Here is a 22,809-nt window from a genome sequence, read left to right on the forward strand (position 1 = left end):
TCTCCTAACATAACAAAAGAACAGAGAATGGTTCGTTTTTAACCGAAAGCAAGGGAGCGCATTTTGGCCTCGAGTACGGTCAGGTTATGGAATCCGCGACGCTTGTTGCGTTCAGTTCCCCGGAATATTGCAATCTCAATACCATGTTTGTTGCACAGGGCGCAGGGGCATGTGCGCCAGGGTGCGTCGCTCAGTGTGCGTTCGTAGTATTCAAGGTAGCTTTTCTTTTTCGGTCCGAGCACGAGGGATTCGTAGGCTCCGAGTGCGGTTAGCACTTCTTCGAGGGGGGTTTCCTCGCGGTCGAATTCGCGTAGGGCGCGCAGGCAGGCACGTTCGGCGAGGATGGCTTCGGCCTGGGAGACGCTGCCGGAGAGGATGAGGCGTTTGAGGGCGGGGTTGCCGTCGACCTGGGGCACCCTGATGGCCGTGTAGGAGTCGGTGGCCGTGTGGTAGTTGTTGCGGTCATCCATGAAGGCCTGGCGGAAGACCGAGGTGCTGTCGAAACTGGTCACGCCGTGGCGGGCGAACTGCTCCATGCTGTCGACCCGGTTGATGCCGAGCAGGTGCAGTTCGATCTCGGGGGTGCGGATGCCGTCGATGGCGCGCAGGCAGGCGAGGATTTCATGTGATTTGAGAGGGACCATGCCGCCCAGTGCGATCCGCCGGTAGCCCATTTTCTGCAACTCTTGGACGCTGTGCGCGTAGCTGTCCGGGCCCCACCCCTGAGCTGCGCCGACCGGTTCGAACCGTGCGCCCGATGTTCGGGTTGCGGTGATGAAGTCTTCGGCAAGTTCGAGGGAGATCTGCTGGCGGTTGATCCAGGCGGCGTCGGGTTCGATGTCGGATTCTTGAGGGATGTAACCGAAGATGATGTGGTCGATGCTGATGCCCGCGTCGAATCCGCAGCGGCCGTAGAAGTCCAAAACTTCGTCGACTTCGTAGGGCGGGCGCTCTTCGTCGATGTAGTTGAAGGCGCCGCAGTCGCCGATGGTGGAGCAGGTCTCAGGCAAGCGGAAGAAGTTCCTGACGCCCAGGCGGTAGAAACGCTCGCGCTGAGGGGAGGAGTATTTTCCGGCGCCTTTCATGGATCCGTCGACTACCGCCTTACTGACGAGGATCCCGTCGTAGGGGATCGGTGTCACGGCCTGGTGGGCGTAGACGTCATCGCGTTGCCGTACTCGGTAGGGCGAGTACTCATCGTTGATGAAGTCGTAGGTGGGGCTCACCAGGTCCTGACTGTCAGGGAAGTAGAATTTCACGCGGCTTTTGCCTTTTCCTGCACATAGATACGGAGGAGGTAGTTCGACAGGGTACTGATGTGGCGAGGGTTGTTTTGAAGTTCGTTCCAGGGAATGTTCAGGTCGGGCCAGCGGCCCTTGGTCCAGTGGCAGTGCGAGGCGATTAGGGCGAGTTCGGCCCGTGCCTGCTCAAGGGCCCGGGGGGAAGCTGGGTCAATGGCCATCATTACGCGGTCCATCAGGCGCCCCATGGAGCGGATGCCCACCCCATGCATTAGCCGACTCTGTGTGGGGGGCAGGCCCCAGGCTTCAGGGAAGGTGTCGCGCACGGCACTCCAGTAGATGACGAGGATCTGGCGGATGGTGGATGTGTCCACGGTGCCGTTGGACAGGTTTTTGTAGGGGAAGAAAGCTCCCGATGGGGAGTTGAGTGATTCCTGAATAGCCGTGGTGAGGCTGTTATCGGTGACGACGGCGTCCGCTTTTTGCTCGGCGGTGGTGGAGGGGCGGCGCACCAGTCCGCGAAACGGTGAGTCCTTGTCCTGGTTGAGGGCTTCGACCAGGACGGAGGGGAGTTTGCGAGCGGACAATTTGGTCGGCAGGGCCGTGCCGACCTCCGGAAGGAGTTCGGTGACCAGGTTGGTAGGCAGGGGGGAGACCGTGTTCACGCGCAGGAACTGGTCGCGTTGGGTTTCCAGGTCTTCGGCAACGAAGCCGGCAATCGTGACGGCCAGCCGAGTGTTGCGGGTGCGGGCCAGCGCCAGGCTGCGCTGCTGGCCGTCGACGATCCAGGCCGGCCGGGGGGCATCGGGCGAATCGGGCAGGGGGATTTCCAACGTCCCGGAGGTACACAGGCCATCGCTGCTGCCCGGACCGGGGCTGGACTTGAAGCGCACCGTGGAGGGCAGCGCCAGGATCAGGCCGTTGGGGAAGAGGACCTCGTCACTATCGAGATACTCCAGGATCTGCTTCACGTGTTGCTTCTTTTCCGGGCGCTGGTAGCCGATGAGCTTACCGGCCTCGTCCCGGGAGATCCGGGCGACGTCGGCGACCTGATAGACCTCCTCTGCCGCCAGAGTGAAGACATACAGCGGGATCGTGGGGTGCTGCTCGATCCGCAGGGCCCGGCGCTTAAGCACAATGGAAGTCATCAGCGGCCAATCGTTGCTGTGTACAGGTCCGCGAAGCGCTTTTGTTCGCAGGCCATCCCCTTGTCCCTGAACAGGCGCAGCAGACGGGTGCGGGAGGATTGGGGGTGGAGGTTGTTCATCTCCCGGATGAAGGCGATCACCATCTCGTCCGACACGGGGGTGCGGGCGTAGCGTTCGGGACGGGCCGCCTGCATAGCCCAGGCATCCCACCGCGCCTGCGCTTCGCGGGTAATGAGACGACCCGGAGTGCAGTGCTCGAGCCAGGTGGCCGCCGTGCGGACGTTCAAGCTCGTGAGGGTGCCGCCCAGGGCGTGGCGCAGGGCGGCGTTGGCCGGCACGCGCAGCACCCCGTCCACCTCGCAGGCGCCGCCAATCAGCACCACGTCGGCGCCCGTGGCGGCGAGCGCCAGCAACTCGCGGTGCATGGCCTGGGCGTAGGTCTGCGACAGCACCACCAGTGCCTGCCCGGCAGCGGTGGCAATCTCGGGCAGATCACGGCTGCCATCCAGGCGTTGCAGGTGATCCCACCAGTGGGATGCCTGGGCGGTGGAGGAAGCGACGGAATCTACGTGTCGTGGCAGGAAAGTCGCCGCATAGGACGGCGCGAGGCTGGAGACTGGCCGCAAGCCCAGGCCAGCCGAGGCCACGTACAGGCGGGGGGTGAACCCTGCCCGGTATGCAGCGGTGGTGAGCGCGAGAGCGCGCCTCCACTGATCTCCCTGGTACAACTCCTGCAGCTGCCGCTGTCCCTGCGCGGCGCGCAGGCGGCGTACCCATTCCGCAGCGCGCTGCGGCAAGTCACCCGCCGGCAGCGCTCGGGCGTGCAAAGGGGCCGTGGGTGGTGAGGCCTTGCGGTCCGTGCACGTGACCACAATGGGCAACTGGTTCACTGCGGCTCGACCCCTGGCTTCCGTAACTCGGTTGTTGTTGTGGTTACTGTAGCCGGTAGTTAGCGAGGTAGGCTTCACCTGCCTCAACTGAGGCAACTAGCCTTTGGGTAAGGGAGTGACAGCATGGACCGTCCCGCGATCGTGTTGCTGAGCGGCGGCCTGGACTCGACCACGGTCCTGGCCATCGCCAAGGACCAGGGGTTCACTCCTTATGCGCTCAGCTTCCGCTACGGCCAGCGACACAGCATCGAGTTGGAGGCCGCGCAGCGCGTCGCCACGACTCAGGGCGTGGCCCGGCACGTCATCGCCGACATCGATCTGCGGGTCTTCGGCGGTTCGGCCCTGACGGCTGACATCGAGGTGCCCAAGCACGAGACGCTGGCGGACATGGAGGACACGGGGGTGCCGATCACCTACGTACCCGCCCGCAACACGATCTTCCTCTCCTTCGCACTGGCGTTCGCCGAGACGGTCGGCGCCAGCGACATCTTCACCGGCGTGACAGCGGTGGACTACAGCGGCTACCCCGACTGCCGGCCCGAATACATGGAGGCATTTGCCACCATGGCCAACCTGGCCACCAGGGCGGGCGTGGAAGGAACCTCCATGATCATGTTGCACTCACCCCTGATCGCGCTATCCAAGGCCGACATCGTGCGCGAGGGCCTGCGCCTGGGCGTGGACTACTCCATCACCTCCTCCTGCTACGACCCCGACGAGCAGGGCCGGGCCTGCGGCAAGTGCGACACCTGCCTGCTGCGCCTGAAGGGCTTCGCTGAAGCCGGCGTGAAGGACCCCGTCCGGTACCAGAGCGCCTGAGCATGAGCTACCTGATCAAGGAAATTTTCTACACGCTACAAGGAGAAGGTGGCCACGCAGGGCGACCGGCCGTCTTTTGCCGCTTCTCCCGCTGCAACCTGTGGACGGGCCGGGAGCGCGACCGCTCCCGCGCCATCTGCCAGTTCTGCGACACCGACTTCGTCGGAACCGATGGTGAGGGAGGCGGCCGCTTCCTCACCGCCGGCGACCTGGCCGACGCCGTTGAGGCCGCCTGGCCCACCGCTGATCGCGACCACCGGTTCGTGGTGTGCACCGGCGGAGAACCCCTGCTCCAGCTGGACGAGGAGGCCATCGACGCCCTCCATGCCCGCGGCTTCGAGATCGCGGTGGAAACCAACGGCACCCGTCCTGCTCCCCGGGGCATTGACTGGCTGTGCGTCAGCCCCAAGATCGGCTCCACCTTGATGCTCAGCCGCGGCGACGAACTCAAGCTGGTCTACCCTCAAGCGGGCGGTGATCCCGCCCAGTTTGAAGGGTTGGACTTCCGCCATTTCAGACTACAACCGCTGGATGATGCCCACCGCGAGGACCACACCCGCGCAGCTGTCGAGTACTGCATGAAGAACCCGCGCTGGACGCTTTCCCTCCAGACGCACAAGTATCTGGGAATTCAGTAATGGAAATCTTTCGCGAGTTCACCTTCGAAGCGGCCCACCGCCTGCCGCGCGTGCCCGACGGGCACAAGTGCGCCCGCCTGCACGGCCACTCCTACAAGGTTTCCGTGCATGTCGAGGCCCCCGTGGATCCGAGCCTGGGCTGGGTGATGGACTTCGGCGACATTAAGCGGGCTTTCAAACCGATCGACGCACAACTGGATCACTACTACCTCAACGACATCGAGGGACTTGAGAACCCCACCAGCGAAAACCTCGCCCGCTGGATCTGGGACCGGATGATCATCGAACTCCCCGGCCTGTCCGCGATCACCGTGCGCGAGACCTGCACCTCCGGCTGCATCTACCGAGGGGAGTAAGTCATGCATGACATCCAAAACGAACCCGACAGCCGCGGCATCGCTATCGACGAGGTCGGCATCAGCGGCCTGCGCTACCCCCTCACGTTCGACGACGGCCACACACGCCAGCAAGGCATCGCCGACATCAGCGTCACCGTCGCATTGCAAGCTGAGCGGCGAGGCACTCACATGAGCCGCATGATCGCGCTAGTGCACGAGGAAGTCGCCACCCTCACCCCGCAGGAGTTGCCCATCACTCTCAAGCGAGGCCTTACCCTGCTGGACGCCCCGGCGCTGACGCTCACCCTGGCTCTGCCCCTCGCCACGTCCGTCACCGCTCCCGCCAGCCAGCAGGAATCCTGGCAGACCCACGACGTCACCGTCACCGGCCGCATCGCCCCAGAGGACTGCACCGTCACCACCGCGGTGACCACCGATGTCACCAGTTTGTGCCCATGCTCTAAGGCTATCTCCGACTACGGCGCACACAATCAGCGCAGCGAGATCACTCTCCAGGTCACCGGCAGCGCCGACACCCCTTACCCCCTGCCCGTCCACGAGATGATCCACCTGCTGCGCGCCGCCGGCTCCGCCCCCGTCATTCCCCTCATCAAGCGGCCCGATGAACGCGTGGTCACCATGCAGGCCTACGACCACCCCGTCTTCGTAGAAGACATCATTCGCGACATAAGCATCATGTGTAGAAAAAAGGGGCTCTCTCACGTCGTCAAGGCGAGAAACCTGGAAAGTATCCACAGTCACGACGCCATCGCCGCCCTCCACTACACCTCCTGACACGGGCCTCGAATCAACGAAGCAACGGATCTTTGGACTCGTTGCCACCTCGGCGTAGCCGAGCCGGGTGGTTGGCGCACTGCACGACGACCAAGACTCTCGAATACGGCAGGTACGCATCCTCTCGGGCGATGACGTCGTCCAATGTGATGGTGTAGCCGGTCATTCGCCGGTGGCGCTCGGGTGTTGGGGAGTGCGACGGGTGGTGTGGTCGGCGTGTTAGGCGGCGTGGCTGGCGGTCATGCTGCCTTCGGAGAGGTAACCGCCGGGTAGGGCGATCCAATCGTCGTGCACCTCGCTAAGACGGTGTCCTACATGGCCAGTTGGCAGTTGTGCTGGACATGAGGAGTGGGCGGTGGGGGTGGATGGTTCCGGATGGCCTGTGGGAGATCGCGAAGCCGTTGCTGCCGCCGGCGCGAGCGCAGCCGCAGGGGGGCTGGGCCGCGAATATCGATGATGAGGCGTCTTCGTCGCTGCGATCATCTACGCGTTGGTCAGCGGCTGCGCCTGGCGGGCAGTGCCGCCGTGCTTCGGGGAGTCGAAGTCGACCGTGCACCGCCGCTTTGCCATCTGGTCGCGTGCGGGAGTCTGGGGGCGGCTGCATCAGAAGGGTTTGCAGCTCCTGGACGAGCAGAACTTGGTCGACCTATCCCGTGCAGTCCTCGACTCCGCGCACGTGAGGGCCAAAAGGGGGACGAACTTGTAGGTCCGGGCTCCGTGGACCAGGAGGTAAGCCCGGTTCCAAGATGTACGTCCTGTCCGGCGCGAACGGACCGCCCCTACGGGTCGGACTCCCTGCGGCCAACACTCACGACAGTCAGGCCCTGACGCCGATGCTGTCCCATTTCCACATGTGACACGAGTCCCACGCGGCCGATTCCATGCCTCAGCGCCTTCGTGCCGACAAGGCGTATGACGTGCGTCAACTGCGCCGATGGCTATGAGGCAAACGCATCGGCGTCCGGATCGACCGCAAGGGCATCGACTCCAGCGAACGGCTCGGCCGACTCAGGTGGGTCAGCGAGCGCACGATGTCCTGGCTGACCGGCTACCGCCGTCTCAACCACCGCTTCGAACCGAAACCAGGCAACTACCTTGCCTTTCTCGGACTGGCACGCTCTCTGCTGCTACAAACGGCTCCTCAGACTGACCATGTAAGACACGGTCTAAATCTCGATCGCCGCGTTCGGGTCTGCCCAGACAGAGCGAAGTTCCATGATGTCATTGAGTGGCGAGTGTTTGGTAACTTCGACGATCCCAGTGACGCAGGCCTGAATGGTTACGGGGTCGCGATCCTCGATGGCCTTGTCCAGCCTGGCGAAGAACCCTCGGTGGAGTTCGCGACGCTCCTCGAAAACGCGATCCAGATAGTCCCGCAAGCCCTTACTCGCGGCGTGAATTCTGGCAACCTCTCTGTCGCATTCTGCAGCAATTCGAGCACGTTCGGTGACGTTGGCGTCGATACCTCTGGCGACGTCGATAATTGCGAACAGAAATTCAGCAGCGTGCGCTTGTGTGACGGTGCCGCGGGCCGATTCGAGGGCACCTGTGACCATACGAATGTCAACCATTTGCCTGCTCCGGGTTGTAGTTGCGGTACTTGACCATCAGGTACTCACCGTTCGGGTCAAGCGTCAGATCCGGATTTACCACAGTCGCGGTGGTGATGTCGCCCACGCCCTTCATGACCAGGAGCGCCGTTTGGAGCCGGCGAGCGTGGTCGTCATTGTCCAGGTCAAACCCGCCAGGCTCGCGCTCTGTCGCTTCCAGGTAGCGAAGGGCCTCGCCCGCCTGAGAAACCAGCCCTGCGAGCACGTCTCGCAACTCATCCACTCGTCTGTCCACGCCGCGAAGAAGCATGTTGCGGTGTTTGTAGGTGGCGATTGCCTTCTTGACTTCCGCGTCGTACTTCGCGACGGCCTTGTCAGCGTCAGACTTTGACTTGATCATCAACCCGACGGTCAGCGCAACCGCTGGGATCGCAGTGATGACGTTGAGCCTGAGCACACCTGCAGCAATGCCACCACCGCCAGCGGCCTTGGCCCCGCCTCCGATTGCCGCGAGGGTGGCATTTCTTGCAGCCGCTCCGCTCAGGGTATTGATCGCGGTACCTGTGGACGCGGTAGCAAACTTGGTCGCGGCCGCGTAGGCCGCGCCACTCAGCCCACTGCCAGCAAAGGCCGAGCCGACACCAGCCGATGCGCTCGGGGCGGCGCTGGGGTGTGAGACGTCTGGGGATGCGTCGATCTCGCGATTCGCGGGCGCTTCGCCGCCGTCGACGATTTCGCGCGCAAGTATCCGCAACTGTCGCTTGTTGCGTTCTGCAAAGGCCTTAATTCGAGGCAACACGTCGTCGAGCGCAGCCTGTTGCTTGTCACCGAGACTCTTCAACTCGGCTGTGGTGGAGTTCGCGACATGGCGATGCTTCTCGTACTCGTTGTCGTGGTGCGCCTGCCGGTCTGCAATCTGGTTCTTTGCATGATCCGCGATGATCTTGTTGCCGACCAGATTGACGACCGTCGTGCCGACGCCGACTGCTACCAGGATCACGGGGAACGGCATCGTGAACCTCTGGTTCTTCGATCGGTTGACGGCAGCGTATTATCTCACATGCGACCGCAGCCGCACGCCGAAACACCTACGGTGATCGTTACGTGACTCCATTCGCGAGCAGCGGCTGACATCGATGGACACCCAGCGGACGCCGGGACTCTCGCGGTGGGGAACCCTTGCGCCCGTCGTTGTCTCTCGCGGGTGTGGTGTGCGCGGTTGCACGGGTTTTTCGGCCATGCGGGCGGCGAGTTCGGCATCGCGGCTCCCTGCGTACTGGTAGCGCATGGCGGCGACGGTGGAGCGCCCGGCGCGGGCTTGGATTTCGGCGAGGGTGACACTGGTCATGGCATAGCAGGTCGTCACAAATCGGACAATCAGGCGACTATGCCGAGGTTCTGCCTTACCGACGCATCTCTTCCTCGATAGCACGAGCGATCTCTGGCCACGGTGCGCGTAGGACGCCGACGAGCGACCAGTAGCTGTACATCCCCCGGACCAGGGCTCCGACGCCCAGGCGCGCGGCGTCGTGGTCGATTGTGCCTATGACCCGCCGGGTGATTCCTCCTGCTCCCCGGGCGGTTGGGGTGATCCCGTGCCCGAGCAGGAGCGTGGCCGTGCGAATGGCATCCAGTGTGGTCGGCGGCGCAGCCTCGGCGAAGCTGCCGTAAATCAGTGGGTGCCAGCGTTCCTGGGTGCGAGCCCATGCCAGGCGTTCCAGTCCGCTGCCGAGGTCTACCGCCATGCGGCCTGGGTGTTCGGTGTTCCATAGGAGGACGATGTCGCCAAGGGTGCGGTCCAGGTGGTGGAAGCGCAGTGTGATGCCCTCGACCTGTCGTCGGCGCCACGGGGACAGCTTGCCCATGATGCTCAGGTGCCGTGCGTGGAAGCCGAGTTGGGAGAGGACTGTCAGCCATCCGTCGAGGACGGCACCGTACTCGTCCAGGCTGCCTATGCGTTGGACCCGGGAGATGTTGACGAAGGAGGTTAGAAAGCCGTCCTTCAAGTGGCCGATGGCGTCGCGCTGCCCCGTGAAGCGAACGACTGGTTGGGGAAGGAACCCGCTTCGGTACGTGCGGGGTTGGCCGTCCTTGAGGAGTGGGTCGAGTGCCTGGACCGCGGAGATGGTCAGTTCGGTCTCCCGGCCCCAGCGGAGGGGAAGGCAGGCGTCTCGTGCGGCTCCGTCCTGCGCGAAGCCACTCTCCAGGGAGTCGAGGAGTTCCCTCCATGAGGGCCGCCTACGCGGTGGTCTGTAGGGGGCAACGCGGTTCGAGTGGCGGACCGCGATGTGGCGGCCGTCGGCCGTGAACTCCCAGTGCGGGCCTAACGCGGCACGCAGCACACCAGGAATCTGCTGGGCCAAGTCGTCCCCGACCGTGCGGGTTAGCACGGCCGGGTCGCCATCATCTGGAAGTGGCGGACCGGGTCGAAGCGCTGGATCCCGACAGCCTGGACCCGGCGGTGGTCGAGGTGTTCCGCCTGCTGGATCGAGTCGGCGAGTCTCCGCGCCGCCGTCTCATCGTCTTCCCGCGGGTCGACGACGGTGACCGCGCCGGTCTCGTGGCACAGGGCCGCTTGGGCGCATGTCCCTTCCCGCCAGGTGAGGGCGGCCATGGGAGTGCCAGCGCGGAGGGATTCACCGAAGACGGCTGCACCGGCCTCCACGTACGCACGGGCGTACGTATAGACGAACACAGACGCCTCGGCGATCGCGGCCGTCTTGGCGGTGCCGCCGAGTTCCCCCACCCACTCCACATGCTGGGCCCCGAGAAGGTCCTCTTGGCGGCGCACGTACTCCTTGTCGAAGACCGGACCGACGATTCGGATCCGGCGGCCAAGGATCTGTGCCGCCCGCACCGCGATGTGCGGGGCCTTCTCCTTGTCGATCCGGCCGAGCCAGACGAGGTCGGTACCGGCGGTGGCTGGAAGCTCCTCCTCCTGGAGGCCGAGGTGAACGGCGAGCTCGGGAATCGGTCGGTGGTCGGCGTAGCGCTCGATCATCTCGGGCGAGTAGCAGTAGAGCCGCGACCGCCGGCCGTCGAAGGCGGTGTCGGCGTGTTGGAAGACCGGCGAGTGCTGGAACGTGGCGACATCGCAGTCCAGCCCGCTCCATGTGCGGGTCCAGGCCGGAAGCGATGGGTATTCGTGGCCCACGACCAGGAAGTCGTACCCGCTGGCGCGCAGCTCGCGCTCGGCGAGTGTTCCGGGAGTGATGTCCTCCAAACGGACCGGCTTGCGGACCCAGTCGTGCTCCAGGTCCGTGAGCCAGCCCGGCCCGAGGAGGTGTACGTCGGCGCCTGCGGCTCGGGCGCCTGTGGCGACCGCCCACAGCCATCGTTCGATTCCGCCGTAGCCGGCGGGTGGAAAGGCGTAGCTACCAGGGAAGTCGCAGACGCCGACGAGCACTATGCCTCCGGTGTTCCGTCCGCCGAGATACGGCGGAAGCCGAGGTACGGGACGAGGGATTCGGGCAGGAGGATGGAACCGTCCTGCTGCTGGCACTGCTCAAGGAGAGCAGCCAGAGTGCGGCCCATGGGCAGGCCGGAGCCGTTGAGCGTGGCGACGAGCTTGGGCTTGCCGTCCTCGCCGCGGGTCCGGATGTTCGCCCGGCGGGCCTGGAAAGTGCCGAAGTTGGAGACCGAGGAGATCTCGCGGTACGTGTTCTGGCTCGGGATCCAGACTTCGATGTCGTAGGTGAGCTGGGCGGAGAAGCCGGTGTCGCCGGCGGCCAGCTTGATGACGCGGTAGGCGAGGCCGAGTTCCTTCAGGCACGCCTCGGCGTGTCCGATCATCTTCTCCAGCTCGGCGTCGGCGTCGGCCGGGTCGACGATGCGGACGATCTCGACCTTGGCGAACTGATGCTGGCGGATCAGGCCGCGGGTGTCGCGGCCGTACGAGCCGGCCTCGGACCGGAAGCACGGGGTGTGCGCGGTGAGTGCGAGCGGCAGTTCCGCCGGGGGGATGATCTCGTCGGCATAGAGGTTGGTCAGCGGGACCTCTGCCGTCGGGATGAGGAACAGTTCGCGGTCGGCGACGCCGGTTTTGAACAGGTCTTCCTCGAACTTCGGGAGCTGGCCGGTGCCGGTCATGGTCTTGCGGCTGACCAGGTAGGGGACCGTGTATTCGACGTAGCCGTGCCGGCGGGTGTGGAGGTCGAGGAAGAGCGTGGCCAGGGCGCGCTCCAGGGCGGCACCGGCACCGCGAGAGACCGCGAAGCGCGGGCCGGACAGCTTCGTGGCCCTGCCGAAGTCGAGGATGCCGGTGGCCTCGCCGAGATCGACGTGATCCTTCGGTTCGAACGGGAACGCGGGGGGCGTGCCGACGCGCCGGATCTCGACGGCGAACTCCTCGGAGTCGCCGTCGGGGGCCGAGTCGTCCGGCAGGTTCGGGATGCTGAGGAGCAGGTCGCGAAGCTGGGCCTCGATCTGCTCCTGGCCGGCCTCGATCTCGCGGATCTGGTCCTTCAGTTCGCGGGCGCGCTCCTTGAGCTTGGTGATGTCACCGCCCTGCCTGGCCGCCTGTTGGACCTCGCTCGCCACTCGCTTGGACTCTGCCCGCAGCTCGTCGGCCGAGCGGATGTTCTGGTTGCGCCGAGAGTGGAGGGACTCCAGCTCGGACAGGTCCAGGGTGTAACCGCGACGAGCGAGCCGACGAACCGCTTCGGCACCCATGTCGATCAGGGCGCGGGCATCATGCATGAGGAAGATCCTTCTGATCCTGCGAGTGGGATGGGGATGCGGAGTCGACGGTAGCAACCGCCGAGCCGTCCCTGTTCCGGAATATCCTCCCGCCGCTGTTGTCGGCGACACGGCCTTCAGCGTCGACTTCAAGATCGCTCATCAGTGTCCCGATGAGTCCCGGCAGCTCCTCGTCAGGGATTGCGATGGGCTCGACGTACGGAGCCTCGGAGAAGAACAGGGGCATGACCGGGTCCGGAGTCCGTGCGCGGTGCCACAGGAGTAGGGAGACCAGCAGTCCGTGAGCCACGAGGACGCGAGGGCCTGGGTGGTCCAGAGCAGCGAGGACCCCCGTGAGCATCCTGCGGATTCCCTCGCTCTGCGACTCGGTGCTGCCGGGCGGTCGCTCGTCGGCGCCGTGCCCATCGAGCCAGGCGGCGTATTCGAGGAACGGACCTCCTTCGAATTTCCCGTAGTCGAGTTCGTTCAGCCGCGGGTCGATGATCAGTTCCGGTCCAGGAACTCCCATCAACAGGTTCGCGGTCTGCTGGGCGCGGGGGAAATCGCTGGCCACCCACGTACTCACGCTATGGAGAGGCAAGCTGTTCCACCCCCTGGTCAGCGCCCGCCGGCCGTCATCATTCAGGTGGATGGGTTTGGCCGGGTCGCCGTTGACCAGGTAGCGCCGGCTGTAGTCGGTTGGTCCGTGGCGAAGGACGTAAGTCGTCATGGTCGGTTCCCTGGGGTCGGCGCCGACAACCGCGTGAGGACGTCGGCCATCCGTGGTGCGCGTGGATCAGCGGTTTCGATGTAGTAGAGGAGACCGTCCACTGCCAGGGCTCGGCACCACGGCGCGAGCACGGGGACGGGGATACGGGTAACCCGGGCAGCTGTGGCCAGGCGAGCGTCCGTGCCGTGCCCGAGGTCGTAGTACACGCTCCAGAAGGCCCAGTCGAAGGCAGCATCGCCCACCATCGGAAGGGGATCGATGAACCGCGGGTGCCCCAGCCAGTCGAAGAGCACGTTCTCGCGGTAGAGGTCCGTGTGCAGGACCGTCGCACGGCCGTGGTCCTCCTCTAAGGCCAGGACGTCAGGGAGGATCGCGTTGACGAGGTCGTGCCATGGGCCCAGCTCGACCGCTTCCAGTCTGCGCCGCACCCGCGGGCGTATTTCTTGGTCTAGGTATGTGGCCAGTTGTGTGAGGTCACGCGGTTGGCTACGGCGACGGCCGAAGGTGTGGAGGCCGTGGAGGGCGGCAGCAACTGTCTGCAGCTCCCTTGACGGCCGTTCGCCGCCGCCTGGCTGGCCGCCGATCATCTCCAGGGCCGCCGTGGCGAGATCGTCCGCCACCTCGACAACGTCCGCCGCGGGACCGCCCGCCCAAAGGCGCAGGGCGGTCACCTCGTTGCGGAATCGGCTTGGATCAGCCCACACCTTGAGGAGCAGCGGACGCCCGTCGAGGGTGCCGGCCGTGGCGACCACGGAAGCATGTCCGGCGTCGTGGTAAGCGCCGAGCGTGAGCTTCCAGCGATCAGCCGCCTGGTCCAGCAGAGCGGGCACGATGTCGAGCCACCCGGAGATCTCGCGGCCGTAGTGGGTGATCAGGCGCTCCCGGCACTCCGTGGAGACCTCTCCAAGCATCCGCTTCACCATCAGCTCAGCACGATCCCGTCGGAGATCAACTCGTCGGTGAGGGCGGGGAACTCTCCCAACGCTTCCTCTACCAGCGCCAGGACCTTGTCTACCTCGGCGTCTGGAGACGACAGACGGACAAGGACGCGCCACGGCTGGTCGAGGCGCTGGCCGGTAGCGCTCACCAGGTGGACCTCGGCGTGCTCCCCGGTCGCCTCGTGCAGTCGCTCGGCGAGCCGTCGCGCGGCGATGTTGTAGAGCTTGCCCACGTGATACACGGGATTCTTGCCGTTGGCGCCCTCCAGGTTCATCGGCCGCAGTGGCGTGATGAGCCCGTTGACCCGGTTGCCGCGGCCGACGACGCCTTCGTCTCCGGACTCGATCGAGCTGCCGGTGTAGGTGAGGTACAGCTCGTCCTTCTCCGGGACGTCACGCGCATTGAGCCGGAACCGCGTCTCCGCACCTGGCAGCCGGAGCGCGGCCAGTCTGTGGCACTCGGCGAGCACGCTCTCCGTGTTCCGCACGTACTCGGCCCGGCTGGCGACGAACCGCGACTTCTGCGGGACGCAGAGTACGACGTCGGCCTGCTCCCCGTCCCAGTAGCCCATGAGCTTGACGTCCGATCCGCACCAGGCGTGGGTGCGGGTGAACTCGCTGTCCCCAGAGAAGTGGTTCACCAGCTCGCGCACGAACGCCTCGAAGGTGTTCTCCGGTGCCCAACCGGTTCCCAATGACGTGTCGTTGGACAGCCGTACCCGTCGCTCTCGCAGGTCCTCGATCGACCGCGGGCTGAACCAACGCGTCCGGTCGGGCACCTCGTCACCCGTCAGAACGGCACCCGGGCTCGAATTGCTGGTGATGTTGAAGACGATGTCGAGATGGTCGGAGACCTCGGGGAGCCGCTCGTCGAAGAACGCCCGCACCTCGGCCTCCACAATCTCCTCGACGGGAATTCGCTGCCCGCCGCACATGGGTGCTGCACGGCCGTTGACGAGCACCCTGACCGGGGCGGTCATCCGGCCGGCGCCATACCTCACCTCGCTCGCGCCTCCGAGGAGGGCGAGCTTGTCGAAGTTGTGGTGCAGCACGGCGCCGAAGCGCTCGACAGTGTGGTGGCTGTAGGCGCGGGAAAGCCGCTCGGCGAGGTGGTCGGCCAGGGTGTCCGGATGACCGAGGCCCTTCCGTTCGACGATGGTGGTCGCGTCCGGTCTGGCCATGGCGGTGTCGATGACGAGGTGACTCTTGCCAATGGTCGTGCTGGTACGAGGCATGACGAACTCCCGTTTGGTGTGGGCGAAAGGTGGATGAGTGCAGGCGCCGACCCGCGTGGGCGAGCAGGGGCGAAGATTCAGTGCGGGACGCCGGCGGCGCGCATGGCCGAGACAGCCCGAGCCAGCGACGCGTAGGCGGCTGGAGCGTGGTCCTCGGCGGCAAGCCGGTGGACATCGAGCGCCGGGATGAGGTCGATGTCCTGAGGGCGACGGCGATCAAGCCAGAGCAATAGGCGCCAAGCCAGAACAGGACCGCTGAACGGCAGTCGATTCATGAGATCGATCGGGACACGGCCGGTTTTCATGCCCGTGTACAACAAGTCACGTACGAGGTGGAACACCACGTCGGCGTAGTCGACGACGGCAGGCCCGCGGGCACTGGCCTCCCAGTCAACGACGCTCAGCTGGTGGTCGTCGACCATGAGGTGCTCGGGCTTGAGATCACCGTGGAGGTAGACGACGGGATGGGATTCAAGCGGTTGGAGGGCCTCGGCCAGCGCTGCCCACCACGGCCGTTCCCGGCAGCGAGGGGAGAGCTGGTCGAGCAGGAATTGGTACTGCGTCGCACGGCTCCCTCGTTCACCACTCCAGCCGGAGCCGGGTGCGAGATCGGGCGAAGATCGATGCAGCCTGCCCGTCAGTCCAAGGACGTGATCGATGTACTCCTCGATCGCCCGGTCCGTGCTCACGCCACATGACACGCCCGGCAGCATGCGGAACACCGACCAAGATCCAGCGTCACACCTGCCTGTGGCCAGGACTTCCGGCACCGAAAGACCCCAGTGAGCCGCACGCCGAACCGCATCCGCCTCACGGTGCCGCCGGCCCTCGGGATCAACCCCCGCGTAGACCTTGAGTAGAGAACCGCCGTCGACTGCCCGCTGCATCATGGCGTACGGCTTGACAGACGCACGGTCGAACGGACCGTACAAGGTCTCGGCCTCACGTACCGTCACGTCGCCATCGAGCACAGGTTGCCTCCTTTCCGTGGAGTCGTTCCAAGAGCTGGACGAGTGCGGAGTTATCGACGAGCTCACAGCCTCAGCCCCGACAGCAGGTTCGCGACCGACGCCGTGACGTCCTTCACGAATGGGCCGACGTTGTGGGTCCCGGCGAGATAGAGACCGAAAACCGCGCACACCACGGCGTGACCCGCCTTGAGCCCACCTCCGCGGCGCAAGAAGACGATCACGATGCCGAGGAGCAGCAGGACAGCAACATCAACAGCCACCGCGGAGCCCTCTCCGATCTCGGACGAATAGTGGTGACCGAGGCGGGTACTTGGGATGACCGCGTCGGTGTGACCATGACAGCGGCTCGGGGGTATGCGGAGTATCACAAGTTGTTGCCGAAGCTGCTCATCAGCAGCTCATGGCCGGTTGGTCTGACTTTTCAACATCGGCTTACACACGGGTTCATGACAGGCAGACTTAGGCTCCGGATCATGACCAGGGATGGGCAGGCGGTAAGCGCGGTGGGTAAGAGTCGCCCGGGGTGGCGCCCTGACAAGTTGAGGCAGCAACGCGAAGCCCACGGCCTGACGCTCGAAGGTGCGGGTGAGCAGCTGCGCGAGGTGGCCCGAGCTGCGGGGCTCACGGTGCCAGCCGCGAACTTTCAGACGCTCTGGCAGCACGAGCAGGGTGAGGTCTATCCCGGACCGCACTACCGTCGCGCGTACTGCCTGCTGTACCGCGCGACTGAGCCGGAGCTGGGCTTCCGTAGCGCCCTGCCCGACGAGGCCAGGAAGCTCAAGTTCACAGAGTCGAGCGAATCGCACAGCGGCGCCCACGTGCTGGCTGTGGAGCGCGCGTTGCTCCAGCTCGCGCCCGGTACGGAAGACACTGACGGGCGGGGCGTACAGCAGCGAATCCTGGATGCCTGGAAGCGCCGGCACACCGGCGGCGACCCCAACAAGCCGACGCTGATGATGGTCGGCGGCTATGCGGGCAGTGGGAAATCGGAGTTCGCCCGCTTCATATCTCAGCTTACTGGCTGGCCCGTCCTCGACAAGGACCCGATCACGCGCCCCCTCGTTGAACGCCTCCTCGTAGAGATGGGCAGCGAGCCGAATGACCGGCACACCGACCTCTACCGGGAGAAGGTCCGCCCGCTGGAGTACCAGTGCCTGCTGGAGACCGCGTACGCGAACGTCGACTGCGCGATCAGCACCGTACTCAGCGCGCCCTTCATCGCCGAGGCCACCGATCCTCGGTGGATGCGGCGCCTGATCAACCGCTGCGAAGCGCGTGGCGTCACCGTGGCAGTCGTCTGGATTCAGTGCGACCTCGACACGATGCACGAGTACATCAGCTTCCGGTCCGCCGCCCGGGACAGCTGGAAACTCCAGAACTGGGTCACGTACGCCTCCGGGATCGATCTGGAGCTGCGGCCAGTGGTGCCGCACATGGTTGTCGACAACCGGCTTGGCTCCGCAATCTCGCTCACGGATCAGGTGCGCCAGGTCTTCGGGACGGTGTTCCAGTGAGACAGGGCATCCTGCTGTACGGGCCGCCGGCGGCAGGCAAGGACACGATCACGGCGGCGCTCACGGAACTCGATGCGCGGTACGCGCCGTTCACCCGCCTGAAGATCGGGAGCGGGAAAACCGAGGGCTACCGGATGGGCACGCCGGAGCAGCTGGCCGGCCTAGAGGCACGCGGCGATGTCATCTACCGCAACGATCGGTACGGCAACATTTACGTCGTCGACCGGCCCGGCCTCGACCAGGCCATGGAAGGCAGCAGGACCCCCGTCGTCCACCTCGGCCAGATGGTGGGGATGGAGCAGGTGACCGCCCTCTACCCGGCGCGCTGGGTGCGCGTTCTACTGTGGTGCTCCAAGGAGACAACCGCCCGACGCTCACCGCAGCGGGGCGACACCGACACAGCAGCCCGACTGGCCGCGTGGGACGCCACCCAAGCCGATCTTGCGGCTCATCCGCGGGCGCAATGGGAGCTGCGCGTGGACACGGACGCGACGGCGCCCCGTGAAGCCGCACAGAGGATCGACGACATCGTCCGCACCACGTCACCTCGCTCCTGACGGTGTTGGCACTCGGTCACCTGGGGCAGCTGAGGGGTTGACCGCAGCAGGGCTACTGGGCTGCCCGCACATTCAGCGCATAGCAGGCTCCCTCGCTGTTGCCGTACTTGGTGGGGTTCATCGGGAAGCTGATGACCTTTGAGTCGTGGGGCGCGATGGTGAATCGCGCCGGGTTGCCGTCTTGGCCCTGCAGAGTCACGCCGTCGACTTGGGCCGCGAAGCTCTCCGTGTCGTTGGCGTCATTCGTAAACTGGATCTGCGCAACCCTGGCAGGCAGCATCGGCCCGCCGTCCTTGGGCGAGTAGAGCTGCGTCTGCGAGCAATCAACCACCGTGACGGCGATGTTGCTGTTCCCACCGCCGCCGTCGTCGGAGACGGCCCAGTAGACGATCCCTGCCACGGCCAGTGCCGCAGCAGCGCCCATCCCCACGTACCGAACGGCTGTGGGGCGGCGGGATGACGGCGACTACGGGGGCATGGGCGGAACCCCCGCAGGCAAGCTCTCCTGCGCTGCCGCCCAGCCCTCGATATACGTGTCGATGCACTCCTGGCAGGTCGCCTGCTCGGGCTCCTCCGCCCGCGGAGCTCGACGCTCCATCAGTGCGTTGCACATCGCGACTGCGTCACCATCCAGAGCGATGTGCACAACCTCCGCCACGGCCCCGCGTCCCCGATTCCAGCTGCGAACCTTCACGTAACAGTCATATTCATATTAATCAGTGCACAACATACATGCGATCTACGTTTATAGGGAACGGACGCTCAACTTTGGTTGTCCAGGTCCCGCTCAGCTTGCAGGGCTCCCAGCGCCTCGGCGATACCCAGCCGCTCGTCCCTGTTGCCGTCCCACCGGGCGAGCGTCGTGGCGGCGGCATGCACAAGGGAGTCCGGCAGCCCGGCGTCGGCGAGGAGAGCCGCCGCGTCCTCAAGCTCTGGGCCCCAACGCCAGGCACGGGCAGCGGCCTTGGGGATGTAGTCGGTTTCCACGAGGTAGCTGCGGGTGCGCTTGGCTGCGATCACCAGCAGCTCGTCCGCGACACCGTACGATTCGGCCGCCCCGTACGCCACGGCGGCCAGCACGCGGGAGACCTTCTGGTAGCTCGAGTACGCGAGCTTGAGTGCGGAGGCTTTGCCGATGGTGTCGCCCAGGACGTGGGTCTGCACATCCGTGCCCGCGAAGAGTTCGACGACCCGGTCGGCCTGCTTGCCGGGACCGGACAGATAGAGCGTCGGGGACTTGCCGCCCACGGGAGGCGATCCAACCACCGCGGCATCGATGACCGGCATCGGGGTCAGGCAGCCGGCGATATTCACCACGCGCGACGGCGCGACGGCGTTCGCTTCAACATAGATCGTGTCCGCGCCGGCCATGCCGAGCTCGGCTACCTGGGCGGCAGTCTCCTCCGCGGCGGCGGGAGGGCACAGGGAGAGCAGCACGTCGGAGCGGGAGACGAGCTCGGGCAGCGCCTCGGGTTCGAGGCCCGCGCACTCGGCCCGGCGGTGGGTTGTGGCGCTGCGTCCGTCAGGACACCACAGCACGATGTGACCGCGGGCACGCAGCTGGGCGCCGAAGGGGGATCCCATGCTGCCAGGGTGCAGCAGTCCAACCGTATTCGTCATGCCGTAGCCTTCCAGTGATCAGCAGAGTGCAGAAGCAGCATGTCTATGGCCGCGCGTGCATGCGGCACCGTGTGGTCCGGCCGAGGATCGTCCGGCGGCCAGGAGCGGCCGTTGCCGATCCAAATGGTCTTCAGCCCCGCGGCGCGTCCGCCCCCGATGTCGTTGACCGGGTTGTCGCCGACCATCCAGCCGCCGTCGCCCAGCACAGCGCCGCAGCGGGCCGCGGCCAGGGCGAAGTGCCGGGGCTGGGGTTTGCGCGCGTCGGCATCCTCGGAGACGAAGACGCCGTCCAAGCGCTCGGAGATACCGGTGGCCCAGAGCTTGGCGCGCTGGATGTCGGCCGCACCGTTGGTGGCCACGCCCACTCGCCAGCCGGCCGCACGCAGGTCGTCCAAGCCGTCGAGGACCTCAGCCGGGCACGACACCCAGGCCGCGATGTCGGTGCAGTACGCGCGCCACAATTCGTCAGTCGGCGTGGGCAGCCGGTACCGGGTGCGGATCGCATCGAAGGTGGACGGATAGGCCCGCTCGGCCACCATGCCCAAGACGTACGCCTGCTCCTCGTCGTCCAGGCTGTACCGGGCGGTGAACTCGGCGGCCCAGTCGGCGAGCGTTCCCCGCCGATCCACGAGCGTGTTGTCGAGGTCGAAGAGAACCAGGAGGCGCTGCACATCCCGCACCTTAGTGCGCGAGGGTCAACTCTGTGACGCGCCCCGGCTTGCAGGCACTGGTGCGGTTGCGAGGGCCCTCTTGCCGGAGCCCAGGCGAGGTCTCGGTCTCCTGCCGAAGCCCGTAAGGACTGCCGCTCGCGTACGGGCTGGCTGTCGCCCGTGTGGGATTTCTTTAATAGAGAGGGAAACGAATGAGTGTGCGGGGTCAATCAGGTGTGAGTCAGGCCTGCGATACCCCACCCCCCCTACCTGGGCACCCTTTTACCCGCGCGCGTTGATGCGATGGGGCGAAGGGATCCCTCGCAGTTCCCTCATTCGTTGAATAAGACTGGCCCCTTGGACTCTCACATGGATGGGTCAGGCAAGGGAGTCCTTAGTGTGGCGATGGATCCCTCAAGGCCGCGGGCCAGTCTTGCCTACTCGTTTGCTCGGCCGCGGCGTGGGCGGACGCGACGGAGCGTGCCGCGTACTGCTCCGGACCCATGAGTTCGGTCTGATCTTGCAGGTCGTCGATACTTTTGATTCGAACGGCGACAACAAACCGACTCGAAGTTCTTGCTCGCTTTCCTTTCGCTGTGTGTGATGAAGACGATGGAAATACAAGGACAGAACGGATATCAATAGCAGGTGATGGAGCGGCATCATGTGATTGGTGGTAACAGTCGGCCTGACAGCCATGTCACGCTGACCGATCTCACCTCAGACTCTGCGATCGGCGTCACGGGCGACACGAATCGCCGATTCGCGGCGGCACTCCAGCCGCTGGAGCTTCCGCCGGGCGGTGATCAGCTTGGACTCCGCCTCGGCCAGGGCTTTCCTTGGCCTGCACCTCAACCTCAGCGGCCTGGGTCTTCTCGACGGGCGTGGACCGAAGGCGCACAGACCTCCCGGGCATCATCAGGACCGTGTCAGTTTCGACACCCCGACGCGCGCACTCTAGGAGCGACTCGAAGTGCGCAGACTGGGCCTTGGTGAAGACGGCCAGGGCCTCATCAACGGCCTTCTCGGCCCGAGCGATCTGACCCGCGTACTTCTCGAGGACCTTCTGTTCGGCCTTGCCTACCGGGTCCGGCTCAGGGTAGACGATGAAACCCTCCGCCCACTCATAGAGACCCGGCGCCTTACAGTAGCTTCCGGCCCTGACGACCCGGCATCCAGACGCGGTCCGCTCCTGGCCGCACCGAGGGCAGTTACCCCTGACCGCTGGCCTGACCAACTGCCTTGTTCCTAGCTGAAGTCCGCATTATTACTTGCCTTCCTTGCTCTTGCTGACGGCGATGCCCTTGGCGCGGTTGATGGCGTCGATGAGGCACTGGCTTTCCTCAATGTCGAGGCAGAGGATGCGGGTCTTCAGCGTGTACGCCTGGTTGGGATACGTGTCGCGCGCCAAGTCCCCGATTTCGAGGGCGTCGTGCAGGAGTTCGCCCTGCTTGGCTTCGGTTTCACTGCCGTACTCGCTCATACCCATCCCATCCTTTCCAGCCGTGCGGCGTCTTCGTACGTGCGGGCCTCCTCTTCGGAGCCGCCTGCGAGATGCCGGATCTCATGAGCCGCCACCGCCCAGGCCTCATCCGATCCGAGAGCAGCATGAAGCCAAATCACGTTGGGCTCGCCCTTCGGGCGGCAGCGGCCGAGGAGGGGAACGAGCGAGTGGAAGTCGACGAATTCGCCGGGCACCCACGCACCCTCGTCGTTCTCGACTGAGAAGAACTTGATCTCGATCTTGTCGGCGTCCAGCCCGAACTGTGGTGCGTACGTCCGAACGGCGGCGTAGGCGGCCGACTTTGTTTCCTGCGGCACGGCACGGTCCCCGTGACGGCTGTAGAGGATGCCCTGGTCCCGGACCATTTCCTCGTGGAGAGACTCGACTTCCTCCCGGAACATGCAGTCCCGGTTCCGCTCCGCGATTCGCTCCAGCTCGTCGCGCACCAGGCCGTCATGGATCCGCTTCAACTCCGCGCGCGTGAGGTGGGCGATAGGCGACCGCCGCCCCTGCTTCACGGCGAGCGTCCGAGTTCCTACCGCCGCCCCCATGAGGACCGGACTTACCTCGACCACGACGGCCCCGGGAAGGCCGTTCTTGAGGGTCTGGACGAACCGGACCCGCTTGCCTTCGAATTCGCCGGGCCGGGAGCCGCCAGAGCACGGATGGTGAACCCGTACGAGTACTCCTGGATCGAAGGGGTGTTCAGGAAGTCGCGCTTGATCGCTTCGTACCAATCCACGGCCGCCGGGATCTTGAGGTTGAACTGGAGATCGACGATGGCCTCGTTCCCGGCCTCGCGCACCGTGGCCTTCCCGAGGGGCACGTGCGACCAGTCGTGCGCTGGGACGACTTGAACAGTCTGTGTGCCGAAGAACCCCGGCAGCATGACGTCCCCGTCCTTGTCGATCTCGTTCAGCGTCGCGACGACGATGCCTACCCGCCCAGCGCCTTTCACACCCGGACAACGGGAGTGAACCCTTTATGTGGGTCT

At 65.3% G+C, this 22,809-nt stretch carries 24 protein-coding genes and 1 pseudogene; 7 read left to right on the top strand and 18 right to left on the bottom strand.

Annotated elements, in window-relative coordinates:
* Window positions 1-38 precede the first annotated feature (38 nt).
* Genes dpdA through ACZ5TL_RS32255 form a run of 3 tightly spaced genes read right to left on the bottom strand, consistent with a single transcriptional unit; the run spans window position 39 to window position 3,279 of the window.
* Window positions 39-1,259 carry a tRNA-guanine transglycosylase DpdA gene (dpdA, locus tag ACZ5TL_RS32245; RefSeq protein WP_468594267.1) on the bottom strand — a complete coding sequence of 407 codons (1,221 nt, stop codon included), beginning with the start codon at window positions 1,257-1,259 and terminating at the stop codon, window positions 39-41.
* Window positions 1,256-2,389, bottom strand: a complete 1,134-nt coding sequence (gene dbpB / locus ACZ5TL_RS32250) for a DGQHR domain-containing protein DpdB (protein WP_468594269.1) — start codon at window positions 2,387-2,389, stop codon at window positions 1,256-1,258. The genes dpdA and dbpB overlap by 4 nt, the downstream gene beginning before the upstream one ends.
* The gene (locus tag ACZ5TL_RS32255; RefSeq protein WP_468594271.1) at window positions 2,389-3,279 is read right to left on the bottom strand and encodes a hypothetical protein; all 891 of its coding nucleotides are present in this window, start codon (window positions 3,277-3,279) and stop codon (window positions 2,389-2,391) included. The genes dbpB and ACZ5TL_RS32255 overlap by 1 nt, the downstream gene beginning before the upstream one ends.
* Window positions 3,280-3,402: 123 nt before the next feature.
* Here ACZ5TL_RS32255 and queC point away from each other — a divergent pair, with 123 nt between their 5' ends.
* The 5 genes and pseudogenes from queC to ACZ5TL_RS32280 all read left to right on the top strand — a co-directional run bounded on the left by queC (window position 3,403) and on the right by ACZ5TL_RS32280 (window position 7,027).
* Window positions 3,403-4,098 (top strand): 7-cyano-7-deazaguanine synthase QueC, encoded by a 696-nt coding sequence (gene queC, locus ACZ5TL_RS32260; RefSeq protein WP_468594272.1) that lies wholly within the window; start codon window positions 3,403-3,405, stop codon window positions 4,096-4,098.
* A gap of 2 nt (window positions 4,099-4,100) precedes the next feature.
* Entirely contained in the window at window positions 4,101-4,736 is a 636-nt protein-coding gene (queE, locus tag ACZ5TL_RS32265; RefSeq protein ID WP_468594273.1) for a 7-carboxy-7-deazaguanine synthase, read from the top strand.
* Window positions 4,736-5,092 (top strand): 6-carboxytetrahydropterin synthase QueD, encoded by a 357-nt coding sequence (queD, locus tag ACZ5TL_RS32270; protein WP_468594274.1) that lies wholly within the window; start codon window positions 4,736-4,738, stop codon window positions 5,090-5,092. The genes queE and queD overlap by 1 nt, the downstream gene beginning before the upstream one ends.
* Before the next feature lie 3 nt (window positions 5,093-5,095).
* Window positions 5,096-5,869 (top strand): GTP cyclohydrolase, FolE2/MptA family, encoded by a 774-nt coding sequence (locus ACZ5TL_RS32275; RefSeq protein ID WP_468594275.1) that lies wholly within the window; start codon window positions 5,096-5,098, stop codon window positions 5,867-5,869.
* Between the two features lie 341 nt (window positions 5,870-6,210).
* Window positions 6,211-7,027: pseudogene (locus tag ACZ5TL_RS32280) on the top strand (IS5 family transposase).
* An 8-nt stretch (window positions 7,028-7,035) separates the two neighbouring features.
* On the opposite strand, the gene ACZ5TL_RS32285 reads toward ACZ5TL_RS32280, so the two are convergent.
* The 9 genes from ACZ5TL_RS32285 to ACZ5TL_RS32325 form a co-directional block, all read right to left on the bottom strand.
* Window positions 7,036-7,440, bottom strand: a complete 405-nt coding sequence (locus ACZ5TL_RS32285) for a hypothetical protein (protein ID WP_468594277.1) — start codon at window positions 7,438-7,440, stop codon at window positions 7,036-7,038.
* Window positions 7,433-8,419, bottom strand: a complete 987-nt coding sequence (locus tag ACZ5TL_RS32290) for a hypothetical protein (RefSeq protein ID WP_468594278.1) — start codon at window positions 8,417-8,419, stop codon at window positions 7,433-7,435. The genes ACZ5TL_RS32285 and ACZ5TL_RS32290 overlap by 8 nt, the downstream gene beginning before the upstream one ends.
* Window positions 8,420-8,822: 403 nt before the next feature.
* Complete coding sequence (locus ACZ5TL_RS32295; protein WP_468594279.1) at window positions 8,823-9,761, bottom strand: hypothetical protein; 939 nt, start codon at window positions 9,759-9,761, stop codon at window positions 8,823-8,825.
* A gap of 41 nt (window positions 9,762-9,802) precedes the next feature.
* Window positions 9,803-10,825 carry a glycosyltransferase gene (locus ACZ5TL_RS32300; protein ID WP_468594281.1) on the bottom strand — a complete coding sequence of 341 codons (1,023 nt, stop codon included), beginning with the start codon at window positions 10,823-10,825 and terminating at the stop codon, window positions 9,803-9,805.
* Window positions 10,825-12,117 (bottom strand): serine--tRNA ligase, encoded by a 1,293-nt coding sequence (serS, locus tag ACZ5TL_RS32305; RefSeq protein WP_468594283.1) that lies wholly within the window; start codon window positions 12,115-12,117, stop codon window positions 10,825-10,827. The genes ACZ5TL_RS32300 and serS overlap by 1 nt, the downstream gene beginning before the upstream one ends.
* The gene (locus ACZ5TL_RS32310) at window positions 12,110-12,826 is read right to left on the bottom strand and encodes a histidine phosphatase family protein (protein WP_468594284.1); all 717 of its coding nucleotides are present in this window, start codon (window positions 12,824-12,826) and stop codon (window positions 12,110-12,112) included. Before ACZ5TL_RS32310 ends, serS begins: the two co-directional genes overlap by 8 nt.
* Entirely contained in the window at window positions 12,823-13,749 is a 927-nt protein-coding gene (locus tag ACZ5TL_RS32315; protein ID WP_468594286.1) for an aminoglycoside phosphotransferase family protein, read from the bottom strand. Before ACZ5TL_RS32315 ends, ACZ5TL_RS32310 begins: the two co-directional genes overlap by 4 nt.
* The gene (locus ACZ5TL_RS32320; RefSeq protein ID WP_468594288.1) at window positions 13,749-14,999 is read right to left on the bottom strand and encodes a methionine adenosyltransferase; all 1,251 of its coding nucleotides are present in this window, start codon (window positions 14,997-14,999) and stop codon (window positions 13,749-13,751) included. Before ACZ5TL_RS32320 ends, ACZ5TL_RS32315 begins: the two co-directional genes overlap by 1 nt.
* A gap of 77 nt (window positions 15,000-15,076) precedes the next feature.
* Complete coding sequence (locus tag ACZ5TL_RS32325) at window positions 15,077-15,970, bottom strand: aminoglycoside phosphotransferase family protein (RefSeq protein ID WP_468594289.1); 894 nt, start codon at window positions 15,968-15,970, stop codon at window positions 15,077-15,079.
* Window positions 15,971-16,443: 473 nt separating this feature from the next.
* Between ACZ5TL_RS32325 and ACZ5TL_RS32330 the strand changes: the two genes are divergently transcribed.
* The gene (locus ACZ5TL_RS32330) at window positions 16,444-17,484 is read left to right on the top strand and encodes an AAA family ATPase (protein WP_468594387.1); all 1,041 of its coding nucleotides are present in this window, start codon (window positions 16,444-16,446) and stop codon (window positions 17,482-17,484) included.
* The gene (locus ACZ5TL_RS32335; protein WP_468594291.1) at window positions 17,481-18,041 is read left to right on the top strand and encodes a phosphotransferase-like protein; all 561 of its coding nucleotides are present in this window, start codon (window positions 17,481-17,483) and stop codon (window positions 18,039-18,041) included. Before ACZ5TL_RS32330 ends, ACZ5TL_RS32335 begins: the two co-directional genes overlap by 4 nt.
* Before the next feature lie 52 nt (window positions 18,042-18,093).
* On the opposite strand, the gene ACZ5TL_RS32340 is transcribed toward ACZ5TL_RS32335, so the two are convergent.
* From ACZ5TL_RS32340 to ACZ5TL_RS32365, 6 genes are all read right to left on the bottom strand, one after another.
* Window positions 18,094-18,465, bottom strand: a complete 372-nt coding sequence (locus tag ACZ5TL_RS32340) for a hypothetical protein (protein WP_468594293.1) — start codon at window positions 18,463-18,465, stop codon at window positions 18,094-18,096.
* A gap of 338 nt (window positions 18,466-18,803) precedes the next feature.
* A complete protein-coding gene (locus tag ACZ5TL_RS32345; protein WP_468594294.1) occupies window positions 18,804-19,625 on the bottom strand; it encodes a DUF1932 domain-containing protein in 822 nt (273 codons plus the stop codon).
* Window positions 19,626-19,657: 32 nt separating this feature from the next.
* Window positions 19,658-20,332, bottom strand: a complete 675-nt coding sequence (locus ACZ5TL_RS32350; RefSeq protein WP_468594295.1) for an HAD family hydrolase — start codon at window positions 20,330-20,332, stop codon at window positions 19,658-19,660.
* A gap of 1,246 nt (window positions 20,333-21,578) precedes the next feature.
* On the bottom strand, window positions 21,579-21,794 hold the full coding sequence (locus ACZ5TL_RS32355; RefSeq protein WP_468594297.1) for a hypothetical protein: 216 nt from the start codon (window positions 21,792-21,794) through the stop codon (window positions 21,579-21,581).
* Window positions 21,791-22,390 carry a hypothetical protein gene (locus ACZ5TL_RS32360; RefSeq protein WP_468594299.1) on the bottom strand — a complete coding sequence of 200 codons (600 nt, stop codon included), beginning with the start codon at window positions 22,388-22,390 and terminating at the stop codon, window positions 21,791-21,793. The genes ACZ5TL_RS32355 and ACZ5TL_RS32360 overlap by 4 nt, the downstream gene beginning before the upstream one ends.
* Entirely contained in the window at window positions 22,378-22,773 is a 396-nt protein-coding gene (locus ACZ5TL_RS32365) for a hypothetical protein (protein ID WP_468594301.1), read from the bottom strand. Before ACZ5TL_RS32365 ends, ACZ5TL_RS32360 begins: the two co-directional genes overlap by 13 nt.
* Window positions 22,774-22,809: the final 36 nt, after the last annotated feature.

The sequence above is a fragment of the Streptomyces sp. NPDC033136 genome, from assembly GCF_055578235.1.

What these genes read in the sequence shown, in the direction of transcription:
- serS (WP_468594283.1), bottom strand. Translation starts at nt 12,117, where the DNA reads ATGCATGATGCCCGCGCCCTGATCGACATGGGTGCCGAAGCGGTTCGT.
- ACZ5TL_RS32330 (WP_468594387.1), top strand. Translation starts at nt 16,444, where the DNA reads ATGACCAGGGATGGGCAGGCGGTAAGCGCGGTGGGTAAGAGTCGCCCG.
- queD (WP_468594274.1), top strand. Translation starts at nt 4,736, where the DNA reads ATGGAAATCTTTCGCGAGTTCACCTTCGAAGCGGCCCACCGCCTGCCG.
- ACZ5TL_RS32310 (WP_468594284.1), bottom strand. Translation starts at nt 12,826, where the DNA reads ATGACGACTTACGTCCTTCGCCACGGACCAACCGACTACAGCCGGCGC.
- dbpB (WP_468594269.1), bottom strand. Translation starts at nt 2,389, where the DNA reads ATGACTTCCATTGTGCTTAAGCGCCGGGCCCTGCGGATCGAGCAGCAC.
- ACZ5TL_RS32345 (WP_468594294.1), bottom strand. Translation starts at nt 19,625, where the DNA reads ATGGGATCCCCCTTCGGCGCCCAGCTGCGTGCCCGCGGTCACATCGTG.
- ACZ5TL_RS32355 (WP_468594297.1), bottom strand. Translation starts at nt 21,794, where the DNA reads ATGAGCGAGTACGGCAGTGAAACCGAAGCCAAGCAGGGCGAACTCCTG.
- ACZ5TL_RS32315 (WP_468594286.1), bottom strand. Translation starts at nt 13,749, where the DNA reads ATGGTGAAGCGGATGCTTGGAGAGGTCTCCACGGAGTGCCGGGAGCGC.
- ACZ5TL_RS32340 (WP_468594293.1), bottom strand. Translation starts at nt 18,465, where the DNA reads ATGGGCGCTGCTGCGGCACTGGCCGTGGCAGGGATCGTCTACTGGGCC.
- queC (WP_468594272.1), top strand. Translation starts at nt 3,403, where the DNA reads ATGGACCGTCCCGCGATCGTGTTGCTGAGCGGCGGCCTGGACTCGACC.
- ACZ5TL_RS32275 (WP_468594275.1), top strand. Translation starts at nt 5,096, where the DNA reads ATGCATGACATCCAAAACGAACCCGACAGCCGCGGCATCGCTATCGAC.
- ACZ5TL_RS32285 (WP_468594277.1), bottom strand. Translation starts at nt 7,440, where the DNA reads ATGGTTGACATTCGTATGGTCACAGGTGCCCTCGAATCGGCCCGCGGC.
- ACZ5TL_RS32320 (WP_468594288.1), bottom strand. Translation starts at nt 14,999, where the DNA reads ATGCCTCGTACCAGCACGACCATTGGCAAGAGTCACCTCGTCATCGAC.
- queE (WP_468594273.1), top strand. Translation starts at nt 4,101, where the DNA reads ATGAGCTACCTGATCAAGGAAATTTTCTACACGCTACAAGGAGAAGGT.